This is a genomic window from Spirabiliibacterium mucosae (assembly GCF_014884965.1).
Classification (GTDB): Bacteria; Pseudomonadota; Gammaproteobacteria; order Enterobacterales; family Pasteurellaceae; genus Spirabiliibacterium; species Spirabiliibacterium mucosae.
The window spans coordinates 1-13,432 of the sequence record NZ_JABTBO010000003.1; the positions used below are offsets into that span (position 1 = coordinate 1).

A 13,432-nucleotide genomic window follows, 5' to 3' on the forward strand; every position below is an offset into this window, starting at 1 on the left:
GGCCTCAACAAACGAAAGAGGTACATTATGGCTAAGAAACAAAAACTATTTTTGCGCAAATCGCATCATTAGCAGTTGCCTTTACCCTCACTTTGGGTGTGACTGCCATCAGCGTAACGCAATACATTAACTAAGTTAATCACAAACAAAACCCGCCAATTGGCGGGTTTTTTATTGCCTGCAAAGAGGGGTTAAATCCCCTCAAAAAGTGCAGTACTCAAGTAGCGCTCTGATGCCGATGGCAACACCGCCACAATCACTTTGTCGGCAAATTCCGGCAGTTTTGCCAAGCGATCTGCCGCCGCCACCGCCGCACCGGATGAAATACCGGCCAAAATGCCCTCTTGCGCCATGAGTTTGCGCGCGGTGGCCAGTGCGGTGTCGCTGTCGACTTGCTCAACACGGTCGATCAAATCCAAATCCAAGTTTTTCGGGATGAAGCCAGCACCAATGCCTTGAATTTTATGCGGGCCAGGTTTGACCTCGTCACCGTTTAACGTCTGGGTGATAACCGGCGATTCTTTTGGTTCAACAGCAACGGATACAATCGCTTTGCCGAAATCTTGCTTAATCGCGCGGCTGATGCCGGTGATGGTGCCGCCAGTGCCCACGCCTGCCACCAACACATCAATTTTGCCTTCACTGTCGTGCCAAATTTCAGGGCCAGTGGTTTGCTGGTGAATGGCTGGGTTGGCAGGGTTTTCAAATTGTTTTAACTGCACAAAGCGCGCATCGGAACTGGCGATTTCTTGCGCTTTTTCAATCGCGCCTTTCATGCCTTTGGCCGCCTCGGTCAGCACCAAATTCACACCCAAGCCTTTAAGCAGGCGTTTGCGCTCTTCACTCATGCTCTCAGGCATTGTCAAAGTGATTGGGTAGCCGCGCGCCGCTGCCACATAGGCCAGCGCAATGCCGGTGTTGCCGCTGGTGGCGTCCACAATTTCTTTGCCTTGGCTCAAAATGCCGTCTTTTTCAGCCTGCCACACCATGTTGGCGCCGATGCGGCATTTCACGCTGAAGCTTGGGTTGCGGGATTCAATTTTCACCAGCAAATTGCCGTTGTGGCCGAAGTGTTTCAAGCGCACCAGTGGGGTGTGCCCGATGGTTTGTGAATTGTCTTCAAAAATCATACTCATCTCCTATGGTTGTACCTTGAGGATACACCGCACTTGGGCTTTGCTCAACTGCTTGTGGTTATATCTTATAACTGTTGGTTATTAATCAAATAGAATTGAAAATCATTATTATTTGATTTTGGTCAAACCGCACTTTGCGGCAATTTGGTATAACGTGGCTCTCATCAACAACCGAAGACAACGATGATCAACACACTTGACTACACGGCACAACAAGCCGCACCTCACGCCTTCCCTGAGCGGCAGGCGTTAATGCCGATTTGGGGCGGGCAGGCGGTGGCGCGTGACCAGTGGCCTGCATTGTGGCGCCAAGGCATGGTGCATGCCATCCGCGGTGATGCGCTGGCCTATTTGCACATCCCTTTTTGCGCCAGCCACTGCGTTTTTTGCGGGTTTTATCGCAACCGCTGGCAAGATGACCAAAGTGCGGTTTACACCGACCGCGTCATCGAGCAACTCAAATACGAAGCTCGCCTGCGTGAAGACAACGGGCAGGTCCGCGCGGTCTATTTTGGTGGCGGCACGCCAACAGCGCTGCACACCGCCGATTTGGTGCGCTTAATCCGCGCCTGTTATGACTATTTGCCCTTAAGCGAGGACTGCGAGTTCACCATTGAAGGGCGCATCAGCCACTTTGAGCTTGATAAAGCCCGCGCCTGCATTGACGCTGGCGCCAATCGCATTTCTATTGGGGTGCAAACCTTCCATACCCCGCTGCGCAAACGTCTCGGGCGCAAGCACAGTGGCGAGCAGGCGGTGGACTACCTCAGCGCCTTGAGCGAATTAAACGCCGTGGTGGTGGCGGATTTGATTTTTGGCCTGCCGAGCCAAACGGATGAGATTTGGGCGCGTGATATTGCCATCGCCGCCGCGCTGCCCATCGCAGGGCTGGATATTTATGCTTTTAATAATTACGCCCATTTGCCGATCAACCGCCTGATTGAGCACGGCACCTTGCCAGCGCCTGCCAGCTTTGCCGAGCAAAGCCTGCAGTATGCCTATGCCGCCCAGCAACTTGGCGCAGCGGGCTGGCAGCAGGTGAGCAACAACCACTTTGCCTACCCAAGCCGCGGCGAGCGCAATCGCTACAACACGCTGGTGAAATCCAACCTGCCGTGCTTGGCTTTTGGCTCCGGCGCGGGTGGCAATTTGGGGGAATATCGCTACCAAGTTGAAAGCGATTTGACGCAGTATTTATCAAGCCCAACCGACAGCGCGCCGCTGTCGTATTTCAGTCAGCACAGCGCACACAAAACGCTGCTCGGGCAAGTGCAGCACAGCTTAGAGCTGGGCTACTTAGACGCCAATTTATTTGCCGACAACCCACAAGCGCAGCAGCTGCTTACTCGTTGGCAGCAACAAGGATTGTTAACGCGCAAAGAGGCGCACATCACGCTTAACACCAGCGGGCGCTATTGGTCGCCCACATTGATTCGTAAACTCATGCTCACGTTGCCTGAGCCGACTAAGGATACCAACATGAAACAGCCGTTAACCGACGCACAAAAAACCGCACTTTGCGATAATCTTAAGGCCAACCCTGGGCAAATTTTGGAAATGCTCGCGGGCATGAATCAATGTAGCCTTGAAGAGGTCATCGCCTGCCTGCCACCAGAGATGGTGATGAAAACCCGCGGCGAGCGGATGGTGGAAATTCTGCAAGCCATTGCAGGCTGGGAGGATGACGTGACTTTTATTGTGCACACGCCCGATGCCATTGCCGAGGTGACAGGCAAATTGCCGATGGGCAAAATTGCCCGCGGTTTTTACAACTTTGACCAACGTGCCAAGGGCGCGCTGCACGGGCATTTGCGCTATGAAAATTGCGCCGCGATTTATCTCCTCGACCGCCCGTTTATGGGCAAACGCACAGTGGCGCTGACCTTTATCAATCGCCAAGGTGAGGCGATGTTCAAAATTTTTGCCGGCCGCGAGGCCAACGGCGAGCTTAAAGCCGCGCAACTTGAAGCGTTTCGCGAGTTGATGCAAGGAGCGTGATATGATTCTCATTTTTGGCGCCAATGGCAAACTCGGGCGTGCGTTGTGCGACGCACTCACCGCACCGCTCACCGCCGCGGTGCGCAGCGCACCGCGTGATGATTTTTTCACTCAAAACGCGATCCCAATCGTGCAGGCTGATGTGCTGGACAAAGCGCAGTGTGAGGCGGTTGTCCGCGCCGTGCAGCCAACGGTGGTGATTTCAACTGTAGGTGGCAAAAACGCCGATGGCGTGCGCAGTGATGGCGTGGGGAATATCAATATTATCGATGCCGTGGCCAAACACGCACCCAACGCCACCTTGGTGCTGGTGACCAGCGTGGGCTGTGGTGAGCAATGGGCGATGATGAGCGAGCGCTTTCAGCAGGCTTTAGGTGAGGCGATCACCGCCAAAACCGCGGCGGAAGATCACCTCAAAGCCAGCGCGCTGAACTGGCTGATTGTCCGCCCAGGTGGCCTGACCGATGGCATGGCACACGCCGTGGAGTTGGCCTGCGAGCTGCCGGCGCAACACAGTGTTTATGTCAGCCGGCAAAGTGTCGCACGCGCCATTGCCACACTGATTGCGCAAGGCGCTCGCCACCAGTGCGTCAGCGTGGTTAGCGCGAAGGCGTAATATCGCGCGGCGATGTAGCAACCGCACTTTGTGTTTTTTGCTCGCTTAACAACAGTGGGCGGTAGTGGTCAACCCAAAGTGCGGTCGCGCCACACACCGCTACCGGGATAATAATAAAATTCAAAAACGGCACAAAGGTACACAGCGACACCAGCCCGCCAAAGGTGAGGTTGAGGGCGCGTTTTTCGCCGAGTTGGTAGCGCATTTTCATAAAGGCGATTTTGTGGTTATCAAACGGGTAATCGCAGTACTGAATCGCCGCCATCCACGCACCATAAAGGAAAAACAGCGGCGGAATAACCGTTTGCCCAATGCCAGGGACAAAGCTCAGCGCAAACAAGCCTAAAAATTTTGGGAAGGAGTAGACAAACTTTTGCCACTCGCGTTTGACAATCCGCGGCGTGTCTTTGACCAAATCGAGCATGCCGGCGTCATTGAGCTTTTCACCGGTGAGCATAATCTCCACTTTTTCCGCCAACATGCCGTTAAAGGGCGCGGCGATAAACCCTGCCAACAGGTTGAAAATAAAGAAATAAATCACCAACAGCGTGATCACCGCCAGGGCATAAATCACATAGCTGAGCCAATCAAGCCAGTCAGGCACAAAACTCACCGCCCAGGCGGCAAAGTGGCCGACTTGGCCCATCATTAGCCAAAAAATGGCAATCAGCAGCACGATGTTGATCACAATCGGCATCACCACAAAGCGGCGCAGCCCCTTTTGGGTAATCAGCCGCCAGCCTTGCAAAAAATAATCGAGTCCTTGTTTGTAGTCTGAGGTAAACATAGCGTTCTCTGTTGATCGAAAATGGGCTCACTATAAGGCAGCACCAAGGAGAATGCAAATTTTGTGCGCTGGCGGGCAAATTCTGCTAACTGCGTAGTCCACGGGCAAAAAATGTGGTAAGCTAATTCCCACGTGTTGCTGTGCCGTGAGCGTGCGGCAGTGCGGCAAATCCTCTCAGGGTGTACATAAATAGGTGCAAAATGGATTTACATATTATTTTAATCGTTTTTATCGTACTGATTGTTGCTGTGTTGCTCATTCATGGGCTGTGGTCGAGTCGGCGTGAAAAATCGCAACTGTTTAAATCCGCCAAAACCTTCACCTATGATTCTCGCGTGGCCAACAACGATATTTTAGACATTGAAACACCTCAAGCGTCTGCCGCGTCTGTGCCACCTGCCGGTGCAACCAATGCGCCCGCTCCCGAGCCTGCCGCGCGTGAGCCGATGAGTGTAGCCGAAGAGGTGGACAACATCCGCATCACGCTGCCGGGGCATAACACTAACGCCAGCAGCGCACCCGCTGAGCCGAAAGCGAGCCTATCGCGCTCAAGTTTGCTGCACAAAAGTGTGGCTGAAATTGAGCAACAAGCCGACCGTGAGCATGGCATCACCATCACCGCGCCGGAAGATCGCGCCGCGCTGGCTGAGCGGGCCGCGCAGTTGCCAAAAATTGATGAGTTGCAGCCACAAGAGAGCGCCGTGACTATTCAAGAGCCGCCGGCACCTAAAGCGCCTGAAAACGAGATAAAAGCCGAAGCTCCGAAAGCGGAGAAAAAATCCGCCCCGAGTGACACCATTATTTTTTATGTGGTGCCCAAAGCCGGCGCGTTCAAAGGCTTGGAGATTGTGCAATCCCTTGAAAGTTTGGGCTTTAGCTATGGTGAAGGGCAATTGTTCCACCGCCACTTCCAGCTGCAAGACACCACCAGCCCGATTTTGTTCAGTGCCGCGCATATGTACAAGCCTGGAATTTTTGACATGGCCACCATTGCCGATGCTACCTCGCAGGGCTTGATTGTGTTTATGACATTGCCAACTCACGGCAACAATTTAGCCAATTTCCGCCTGCTGCTCCATAGCGTGAAAACACTCTCTGACGATCTCAATGGTGAGGTGCTCGACGTGCATCGCACGCCGTTTAACGAACAATCCAAAGCGGACTACCTCGCCATGTTGCAATAACCTAGACCGCACTTTAACGTGCGGTTTTTTCTGGAAGCTTTATGACCATTGAATCCCAACTCGCCCACTTGCGCCAAACGCTGCGCCAGTATGAATACGAATACCACGTGCTTGACGCCCCGAGCGTGCCCGATAGCGAATACGACAAATTAATGAACCAGCTCAAAGCGCTGGAAGCCAAGCACCCGGAGCTTGTCACGCCAGACTCCCCCACCCAGCGCGTGGGCGCCAAGCCGCTGGCTGGGTTTCAGCAAATTCGCCACGAGATCCCGATGCTCTCGTTGGATAACGCCTTTTCAGACGACGAGTTTTTTGCCTTTGTTAACCGCGTGCGCGAGCGCTTAGGCGATGACCGCACGTTGACTTTTTGCTGTGAGCCCAAGCTTGATGGCTTGGCGGTGAGCATTTTGTATGAAAACGGCCAGCTGGTGCAAGCCGCCACCCGCGGGGACGGCACCACAGGAGAGGACATCACCGCGAATATCCGCACTATTCGCAGCATTCCGTTGCAGCTTTTAGGCAGCCAAATTCCACCCGCCTTGAGGTGCGTGGCGAGGTGTTTATGCCCCACAAAGGCTTTGAGCGGCTCAACGAACACGCGCTGCAACACGGTCAAAAGCCGTTTGCCAACCCGCGCAATGCCGCCGCCGGCTCCCTGCGTCAGCTTGACCCGAAAATCACCCGCCAGCGCCATTTGCATTTCAACGCCTACGGCATTGGCGCGTTTGACGGTGTCGCCCTGCCGGATACGCACTACGCCCGCTTGCAATGGCTGAAAAATTTCGGCATTCCTGTCAATCAGGAAATTCGCCTGTGCACCGGCACGGACGAGGTGCTGGCGTTTTATCGCGACATCGGCGAAAAGCGCGAGCAATTGGGCTACGACATTGACGGCACAGTATTGAAAATCAACAGCATCGCGCTGCAAGAACAGCTTGGCTTTGTCGCGCGCGCACCGCGCTGGGCGATTGCTTATAAATTCCCCGCGCAAGAACAGCTGACCGTGCTCAATGATGTGGAGTTTCAAGTCGGTCGCACAGGTGCGATCACTCCTGTCGCCAAGCTGGAGCCAGTGTTTGTCGCCGGCGTGACTGTCAGCAACGCCACCTTGCACAACGGTGATGAAATTGCCCGCCTTGGCCTGGCCATTGGTGATACCGTGATTGTCCGCCGTGCGGGCGATGTGATCCCGCAAATTACGGGAATCGTGGCGGAAAACCGCCCTGCTGATGCGCGTGCGATTGTCTTTCCAAGCCACTGCCCTGTGTGTGGCTCGGCCATTGTGCGCATTGACGGTGAGGCGGTGGCGCGCTGCACAGGCGGGCTGATTTGTGATGCGCAGCGCAAAGAGGCGCTGAAGCATTTTGTCTCGCGCAAGGCGATGGACATCGACGGCGTGGGCGAGAAGTTGATCGAACAATTGATGGCCAAAGAGCTCATCCACACACCTGCGGATCTGTTTCGGTTGGATAAAACCACGCTGATGCGCCTTGAGCGCATGGGGGAAAAATCGGCGCAAAATGCCCTGGATAGCCTGGAAAAAGCCAAATTCACCACCTTAGCGCGCTTTATTTTCGCCCTCGGCATTCGCGATGTGGGGGAGGCGACCGCACTGAATTTGGCGAATTATTTCAAAAGTTTAGAGGCCATTCGCACCGCCAACGAAGAGCAACTCAAAGCCGTGCCTGACATCGGTGAGGTGGTAGCCAAACGCATTGTGTTGTTCTGGCAAGAGCCGCATAACGTGGCGGTGGTGGATGACTTGCTCGCGCAAGGGATTCACTGGCCGGAAATTGAAGAAAAAGCGGTGTCGGACAACCCCTTCAATGGCAAAAGTGCGGTGCTCACCGGCACCTTGAGCCAAATGACGCGCGATCAAGCCAAAGCCTTGTTACAAAGCTTGGGCGCGAAAGTCAGCGGCAGCATTTCAGCCAAAACAGACTTTTTAATTGCTGGCGAAAAGGCAGGCTCCAAGCTTACCAAGGCGGAAAGCTTGGGCGTGACAATTTTAAGCGAGGCGGACTTTTTAGCCTTGGTTGAAAACGCTTAAACCACGATCATGTGCGCCAGTGGCACGTCCCACGCCTCAACTGGCAGGGCGTCCACGCGCTGGCAACGGTGAGCAATGCCCACCGGCAAAAAGCCTTTGGCTTGCCAGTTTTGCAAAGTGCGGTCATAAAACCCGCCGCCCATGCCGAGGCGATTGCCTTGCTTGTCAAACGCCACAATCGGGGTGAACAACACATCAATCGCCTCAAGTGGCACGTGGGTGGTTTCATCAAACGCCGGCTCTAAAATGCCAAAGCGGTTGGTCACCAGCTGGCTTTGGCGCGTGAGTTTGAAAAACTGCAAATGCCCTTTTCGCTCAGCATCAAGCCGCGGCAGGCACACGGTGACATCACGTTTGAGCAGCGCATCAATTAAAAGTGCGGTTGGCACTTCACCGTCAAAATCAAGATAAAGCGCCACCGTTTGCGCGTTGTGTTGTTTGACAAAATCCAGCGCCTGCTGGCACAAAGCTTGTTCGGCTTGAATTTGTTCAAGAATGGATAAAGAAAGACGTTGTTGTCGCATATCGCGACGCAGTTGTTGGCGTTGTTGTTTTTTCATGCACACAATTTAGAAAACCCGAGATGCCGTTGTGGATGTTCGGTCCTTGAACCCATCGGTTCAAGGGAGTCGGTCGTACCGCTTTTAGGCTTCTCAGCAAGCTGAGCATGCTCACCAGCGATGAGAGACAGACTCTAAGGTTTGTAAGTATCGGCTCAGGGACTTAATCCACTGACGCACACCCCAGGTGTTAATCACTATACTAACGAAGTTAGCCCAAATGTCTAGTCTTAGGCAAGTGTTATTCAACGAGTTGCTTAATTTCACAGCAAAATCGAACGAGATTCTGATCTCAATCAAGTTTTGCCAGCGCTTGGTTCAAATTGGCATCAAATTGCTCAAGCTTGGAGAAAATCACCTGCTGCTCGGCATTTTTTTGCTTTTCTTGATCAAGCTCAAAGCTCAAATTCAGCGCCACAATCGACAATACGCGGTCAAGCTGCAAAATGCCGGTGCGTTCTTTAAACTCCGCCACGCGCTCATCCAAGCGCTGGGCTGACTCCCGCAAGGCGGCTTGTTTGTCTTGCGGGCAGTTGAGGCGTAATACTTGACCAAAAAGATGCAACTCAATATTTTCCGACATAAAGGCTCCGTCGCTGGCAAATAACGTATTGGCTTTATTATGCCACAGAGTTACAGAATTTAGGCAATTTTTTTTGGCCCTTTGCGCCGACAATGGTACACTAAAGCTTTAACAGAAAAGGGGAAATTATGCTCACCGATAAAGAATACCTTAGCCTTGAGCAAGAATTAAGCAAAAATAATATTGAAGTCAGCCCTGCAGAATTGCACGGCTTTTTATCCGGCCTTGTGTGCGGCGATTTTAAAGAGCAATTTGAGCCGCTGGTCGCGCAAATGTACAGCAACGGCAGTGGCAATGGCATGCCGAAGTTTGTGATGCAGCAAGTACTGCGCATGCTCGCCCACATTCGCGAAGAGATAGCCAACAAGCCCTTTGAGGAGTTCCAATTGTGGCTAAAACCGGGTGATGCCTATGTTCGTGCACGCTCCACATTTGCTTGGTCGGCCACCTTTTTGCTTGGCATCGGCTTTGCCCAGCGCGATCTCGCCATGCATGGCGAGCCGATTCAAAACGCGCTGCAAGACCTTGCCCAAATTGCTGGCACCGAGGTTTACCCAGAAGCAGACCCTGAAGAAGAAGTTGAGATGATCATGACCAATGTCGAAAACTACCTGCGCGAGCTGGTGGCCTTTTTCTATGACTGCTATCACAGTGACGACACCACACAAAAGGTGGTTCACTAAGGCTTAAATTATGGACTTAAGTTATAAATCAGCCATTGATGTGACTGAGTTTCAACAGCGCCGAGTTAGGCTTGGCGCACAATTGCAAAACCACAGCGCACTGCTTGTTTTCAGTAATCAAGAGCAGCGTCGCAACAATTCCAACACCTATCCCTTCCGGCAAGACAGCTATTTTTGGTATCTCACCGGCTTCAACGAGCCCGACAGCGCGCTGTTGATTCAACGCCACGACGACACCACGACTGCCACGGTCTTTTTGCGCCCGTCTGACCCGCTGATGGAAACCTGGAACGGGCGGCGTTTAGGAGTGGATAACGCGCCTGGCAAGCTTTTAATCGATAACGCCTTTTCAATCGATGAGATCGCCACACAGCTGCCAAAATTGCTCTCGGGGGCAACCGCACTTTATCACGCGCCAGACTTGCAACCTTGGGGTGATGACATCACACACGCGGCCCTGCGCCACCTGCGTGAGCACGCGCGCCAAGGGCTGAAAGCGCCCGCGACACTGATTGACTGGCGGCCGTTGGTGGATGAGATGCGGCTGTTTAAATCACCTGCTGAAATTGCGCTGATGCAACAAGCTGGCCAAATCACCGCACTTGGGCATATTCGTGCGATGAAAGCCGCGCGCGCCAATCGCTTTGAATACGAGTTAGAAAGCGAGTTGCTGCACGAATTCACCCGCTTTGGCGCACGCTTTCCGTCTTATAACAGCATTGTGGCCAGCGGTGAAAACGCCTGCATTTTGCATTACACCGAAAACGAAAGCCCGCTGCGCGACGGCGATTTGGTGATGATTGACGCCGGTGCCGAATTTGCCATGTATGCCGGCGACATCAGCCGCACGTTCCCGGTCAACGGGCGCTTTAGCCCAGAGCAGCGCGCCATTTATGACATTGTGCTACGCGCAGAAAAACGCGCCATCGAGCTTTATGTGCCAGGCAACAGCATCAAACAAGCCAACCTTGAAGTGCTGCGCATTATGCTCTCAGGCCTGATTGAGCTGGGCATTATTCAAGGTGAGGTGGAGCAGCTGATTGAAGAGAAAGCCTATTTGCCGTTTTATATGCACGGGCTCGGCCACTGGCTGGGGCTCGATGTGCACGATGTGGGCGACTATGGCTGCGAGCGCGACCGCACTTTTGAACCCAACATGGTGCTGACCGTTGAGCCGGGGCTTTATTTGAGTGAAAAACTCGACATCCCAGCGCAATATAAAGGCATTGGGGTGCGCATTGAAGATAACATTTTGATCACCGAAACGGGCAACAAAATTTTGACTGCTGCGGTGCCAAAAGAAGCTGATGACATTGAGCGTTTAATGCAATCAGCGGAGACTAGCGATGCGCAACAGCCAACACTATGATGTCGTGATCATCGGTGGTGCCATGAGTGGCGCCACACTGGCCTTGATGCTCGCGCAAGCCAAATTGCGCGTGGCGGTGGTGGAGCAACATTTGCCAAAAGCCCACCACGATGGCGGCTTTGATGCGCGCTGCATTGCGCTCTCTCACGGCTCTATGCAGCTGCTCAACCGCGTGCGCGGCGCACAATGCTCGCTGCTCGGTGCCGTGCGCGGCGATCTTTGCGGGATTGAACAGATTCATATTTCAGACCAAGGCCACAGCGGCATGGTCACGCTTGAGGCCGCCAAACTCAACCTGCGCGCACTCGGCGCGGTGGTGCCGCTGGCACGCATGGGTGAGGTGCTGATGCGCTTTATCAATGCGCAAGAGAACATTGACTACCTCGCACCGGCTAGCGTTGAACGCGTTGATTACTTAGCTGACAGCGTGCAGGTCACGCTAACTGATGGGTCGCAACTTGACAGCCAATTACTGGTTGCCGCCGACGGCACGCACTCACGCACCGCGCGCGCGGCAGGCATTGGGCTTGAAACACTCAGCGACTACGGTCAAAGTGCGGTCATCGCCAATGTCAAAACCGAACTGCCCCACCAGCATCGCGCCTTTGAGCGCTTCACCGCCAATGGGCCGGTGGCGCTGCTGCCGATGCACGACAACGTGATGTCGCTGGTGTGGTGTGAGCGCCAAGCGCGCGCTGAAGCACTGATGGCGGCCAGCGAACCGCACTTTTTATCCGAGCTGCAACGCGCCTTTGGTTGGCGGCTGGGCAAACTCGAGCATGTCAGCCCGCGTTTTTGTTATCCGTTAAAACTGCAAAAAGCGCAGCTACTGCACGCGCAACGCTTGGTGCTGGTGGGCAACGCAGCGCAAACTTTGCACCCGATTGCCGGCCAAGGATTTAATTTAGGCCTGCGCGATATTGCCACCCTCGCCGTCATGCTGGGCCAGGCGCACGCGCAAGGGCAAGACCTCGGCGCCAGCGCGCTATTAAGTGACTACGCCCGTGCGCGAGAAAATGACAAAACGCGCATCATGCAGCTGACGGACAGTTTGGTGAGCATTTTTGCCAACCCGCTGCTGCCGTTTGCCGTGGGGCGCAATCTGGGGCTAGGCTGGCTGGCGTGCAACCGCACTTTGCGCCAACATTTTATTAAACCAACATTGGGGTGGGCATCATGAAAAATGTCGATATCATTATCGTCGGTGGCGGCATGGTGGGCTTAGCGCTCGCCGCTTGCCTTGGGCAAAGTGCGGTCAACATCGCCATCATCGAGCCTCACCCACCTGAAGATACCCTTGACGAGGTGGGCTTTCGCGTCAGCGCCTTAAACCTCGCCAGCCAAAAAATGCTCCACCATTTTGGCCTGTGGCACGCCATCCGCGACCACCGCAGCTGTGGCTACCAGCGCATGGCGGTGTGGGAAAAAGACAGCTTCGCCAAAATTCAGTTCAACGCCGCCGAGTTTGGGCTCGACCAACTTGGCCATATTGTTGAAAACGACGTCATCCGCCACCATCTGTGGCAGAAAGTGACACAGCAGCGCAATGTCCGCATAATCCCACGCGCGTTGAAAAGCTTGCACATCAGCGAGCAAGGCGCAGTGGCGCACGTTGACAACGACGAGATTTTGCTCGCTAAACTGGTGGTTGGCGCTGACGGGGCCAACTCGTGGGTGCGCCGGCAATGCAATATTCCGCTCAATTTCCGTGATTACCAACATCACGCGCTGGTGTGCAACATTCACACCGAGCTGCCCCATGAGCACTGTGCGCGGCAATTATTTAGCCACGACAGCATCCTCGCCTTGCTGCCACTGCACCAACCGCACTTGTGTTCGATTGTGTGGTCGCAGCCACCCGATGCGGCCGATGAACGCTTAGCACTCAGCGACAGCGAGTTCAACAAGGCCTTGACCGTGGCGAGCGACGCCTGCTTAGGCCGATGTGAGGTGGTCAGCGCCCGCCGCGCTATTGCACTCACTGCACGCTTTGCCCGCAGCTTTGTGGCCAACCGCGTGGCATTGATTGGTGATGCGGCGCATACCATTCACCCACTGGCGGGCTTGGGCGTCAACCTCGGCTTTATGGACGCAGTGGCACTGGCGCAAGAGATTAACGCCTATCTCAAAGCCCAGCGCGATATTGGCCAGCAGGCGAATTTGCGCCACTTTGAGCGCTGGCGCAAGGCGGAGGCCGCTCAATTGCTGCTGGCGATGCAGGGCTTTAAATCGCTATTTAACCAAGCGAACCCTGTGTTGCAGCTGCTGCGCGGTGTTGGCATGAACGCCACCGATCGCCTGCCATTTGTGAAACACCAATTAATGCAGCACGCGCTTGGGCTGGCCGGCGACTTGCCAGAGATGATTTCAGCGATGCCTGTGGATGCATTGCTTTTTGACTAACCGCACTTTTGGTTTTTGATTGATTTTTTACGCCCTTTTTTAAGGGCGCTTTTGAGATTACCC

At 54.2% G+C, this 13,432-nt stretch carries 11 protein-coding genes, 1 other RNA gene and 1 pseudogene; 8 read left to right on the forward strand and 5 right to left on the reverse strand.

The genetic code is table 11. From position 1 onward, the window contains the following. Positions 1–191 precede the first annotated feature (191 nt). Positions 192–1,130 (reverse strand): cysteine synthase A, encoded by a 939-nt coding sequence (gene cysK / locus HPC37_RS01435; RefSeq protein WP_208121474.1) that lies wholly within the window; start codon positions 1,128–1,130, stop codon positions 192–194. A 189-nt stretch (positions 1,131–1,319) separates the two neighbouring features. On the opposite strand from cysK, the gene hutW reads away from it, so the two are divergent. Beyond that, positions 1,320–3,134 (forward strand): heme anaerobic degradation radical SAM methyltransferase ChuW/HutW, encoded by a 1,815-nt coding sequence (gene hutW / locus HPC37_RS01440; protein WP_208121475.1) that lies wholly within the window; start codon positions 1,320–1,322, stop codon positions 3,132–3,134. A gap of 1 nt (position 3,135) precedes the next feature. Continuing rightward, positions 3,136–3,750, forward strand: a complete 615-nt coding sequence (locus HPC37_RS01445) for an NAD(P)-dependent oxidoreductase (protein ID WP_208121476.1) — start codon at positions 3,136–3,138, stop codon at positions 3,748–3,750. Here HPC37_RS01445 and cysZ read toward each other — a convergent pair. After that, complete coding sequence (cysZ, locus tag HPC37_RS01450; RefSeq protein WP_208121477.1) at positions 3,734–4,537, reverse strand: sulfate transporter CysZ; 804 nt, start codon at positions 4,535–4,537, stop codon at positions 3,734–3,736. The genes HPC37_RS01445 and cysZ overlap by 17 nt on opposite strands. Before the next feature lie 200 nt (positions 4,538–4,737). Between cysZ and zipA the strand changes: the two genes are divergently transcribed. Both zipA and ligA read left to right on the forward strand, forming a co-directional pair. Further along, positions 4,738–5,721, forward strand: coding sequence for a cell division protein ZipA (zipA, locus tag HPC37_RS01455; RefSeq protein ID WP_208121478.1), 984 nt, complete (start codon positions 4,738–4,740; stop codon positions 5,719–5,721). 41 nt (positions 5,722–5,762) lie between these two features. Further along, positions 5,763–7,771: pseudogene (gene ligA / locus HPC37_RS01460) on the forward strand (NAD-dependent DNA ligase LigA). Here ligA and HPC37_RS01465 read toward each other — a convergent pair. From HPC37_RS01465 to HPC37_RS01475, 3 genes are all read right to left on the reverse strand, one after another. Beyond that, a complete protein-coding gene (locus HPC37_RS01465) occupies positions 7,768–8,331 on the reverse strand; it encodes a 5-formyltetrahydrofolate cyclo-ligase (protein ID WP_208121479.1) in 564 nt (187 codons plus the stop codon). The pseudogene ligA and the gene HPC37_RS01465 sit on opposite strands and share 4 nt — an antisense overlap. Before the next feature lie 11 nt (positions 8,332–8,342). After that, positions 8,343–8,524: non-coding RNA, 6S RNA (gene ssrS / locus HPC37_RS01470), on the reverse strand. A 99-nt stretch (positions 8,525–8,623) separates the two neighbouring features. Further along, positions 8,624–8,914 carry a cell division protein ZapA gene (locus HPC37_RS01475; protein ID WP_208121480.1) on the reverse strand — a complete coding sequence of 97 codons (291 nt, stop codon included), beginning with the start codon at positions 8,912–8,914 and terminating at the stop codon, positions 8,624–8,626. Positions 8,915–9,042: 128 nt separating this feature from the next. On the opposite strand from HPC37_RS01475, the gene HPC37_RS01480 reads away from it, so the two are divergent. The 4 genes from HPC37_RS01480 to HPC37_RS01495 are packed head-to-tail and all read left to right on the forward strand — an operon-like array spanning position 9,043 to position 13,369. After that, complete coding sequence (locus HPC37_RS01480; protein ID WP_208121481.1) at positions 9,043–9,597, forward strand: UPF0149 family protein; 555 nt, start codon at positions 9,043–9,045, stop codon at positions 9,595–9,597. A 10-nt stretch (positions 9,598–9,607) separates the two neighbouring features. Continuing rightward, positions 9,608–10,966: a Xaa-Pro aminopeptidase gene (gene pepP / locus HPC37_RS01485; protein WP_208121482.1), complete on the forward strand. Its 1,359-nt coding sequence runs from the start codon at positions 9,608–9,610 to the stop codon at positions 10,964–10,966. Further along, complete coding sequence (gene ubiH / locus HPC37_RS01490; protein WP_208121483.1) at positions 10,944–12,146, forward strand: 2-octaprenyl-6-methoxyphenyl hydroxylase; 1,203 nt, start codon at positions 10,944–10,946, stop codon at positions 12,144–12,146. Before pepP ends, ubiH begins: the two co-directional genes overlap by 23 nt. Continuing rightward, positions 12,143–13,369 carry an FAD-dependent monooxygenase gene (locus HPC37_RS01495; protein WP_208121484.1) on the forward strand — a complete coding sequence of 409 codons (1,227 nt, stop codon included), beginning with the start codon at positions 12,143–12,145 and terminating at the stop codon, positions 13,367–13,369. Before ubiH ends, HPC37_RS01495 begins: the two co-directional genes overlap by 4 nt. Positions 13,370–13,432 lie beyond the last annotated feature (63 nt).

What these genes read in the sequence shown, in the direction of transcription:
- HPC37_RS01480 (WP_208121481.1), top strand. Translation starts at nt 9,043, where the DNA reads ATGCTCACCGATAAAGAATACCTTAGCCTTGAGCAAGAATTAAGCAAA.
- HPC37_RS01445 (WP_208121476.1), top strand. Translation starts at nt 3,136, where the DNA reads ATGATTCTCATTTTTGGCGCCAATGGCAAACTCGGGCGTGCGTTGTGC.
- ubiH (WP_208121483.1), top strand. Translation starts at nt 10,944, where the DNA reads ATGCGCAACAGCCAACACTATGATGTCGTGATCATCGGTGGTGCCATG.
- zipA (WP_208121478.1), top strand. Translation starts at nt 4,738, where the DNA reads ATGGATTTACATATTATTTTAATCGTTTTTATCGTACTGATTGTTGCT.
- HPC37_RS01495 (WP_208121484.1), top strand. Translation starts at nt 12,143, where the DNA reads ATGAAAAATGTCGATATCATTATCGTCGGTGGCGGCATGGTGGGCTTA.
- cysK (WP_208121474.1), bottom strand. Translation starts at nt 1,130, where the DNA reads ATGATTTTTGAAGACAATTCACAAACCATCGGGCACACCCCACTGGTG.
- cysZ (WP_208121477.1), bottom strand. Translation starts at nt 4,537, where the DNA reads ATGTTTACCTCAGACTACAAACAAGGACTCGATTATTTTTTGCAAGGC.
- pepP (WP_208121482.1), top strand. Translation starts at nt 9,608, where the DNA reads ATGGACTTAAGTTATAAATCAGCCATTGATGTGACTGAGTTTCAACAG.
- HPC37_RS01475 (WP_208121480.1), bottom strand. Translation starts at nt 8,914, where the DNA reads ATGTCGGAAAATATTGAGTTGCATCTTTTTGGTCAAGTATTACGCCTC.
- hutW (WP_208121475.1), top strand. Translation starts at nt 1,320, where the DNA reads ATGATCAACACACTTGACTACACGGCACAACAAGCCGCACCTCACGCC.
- HPC37_RS01465 (WP_208121479.1), bottom strand. Translation starts at nt 8,331, where the DNA reads ATGAAAAAACAACAACGCCAACAACTGCGTCGCGATATGCGACAACAA.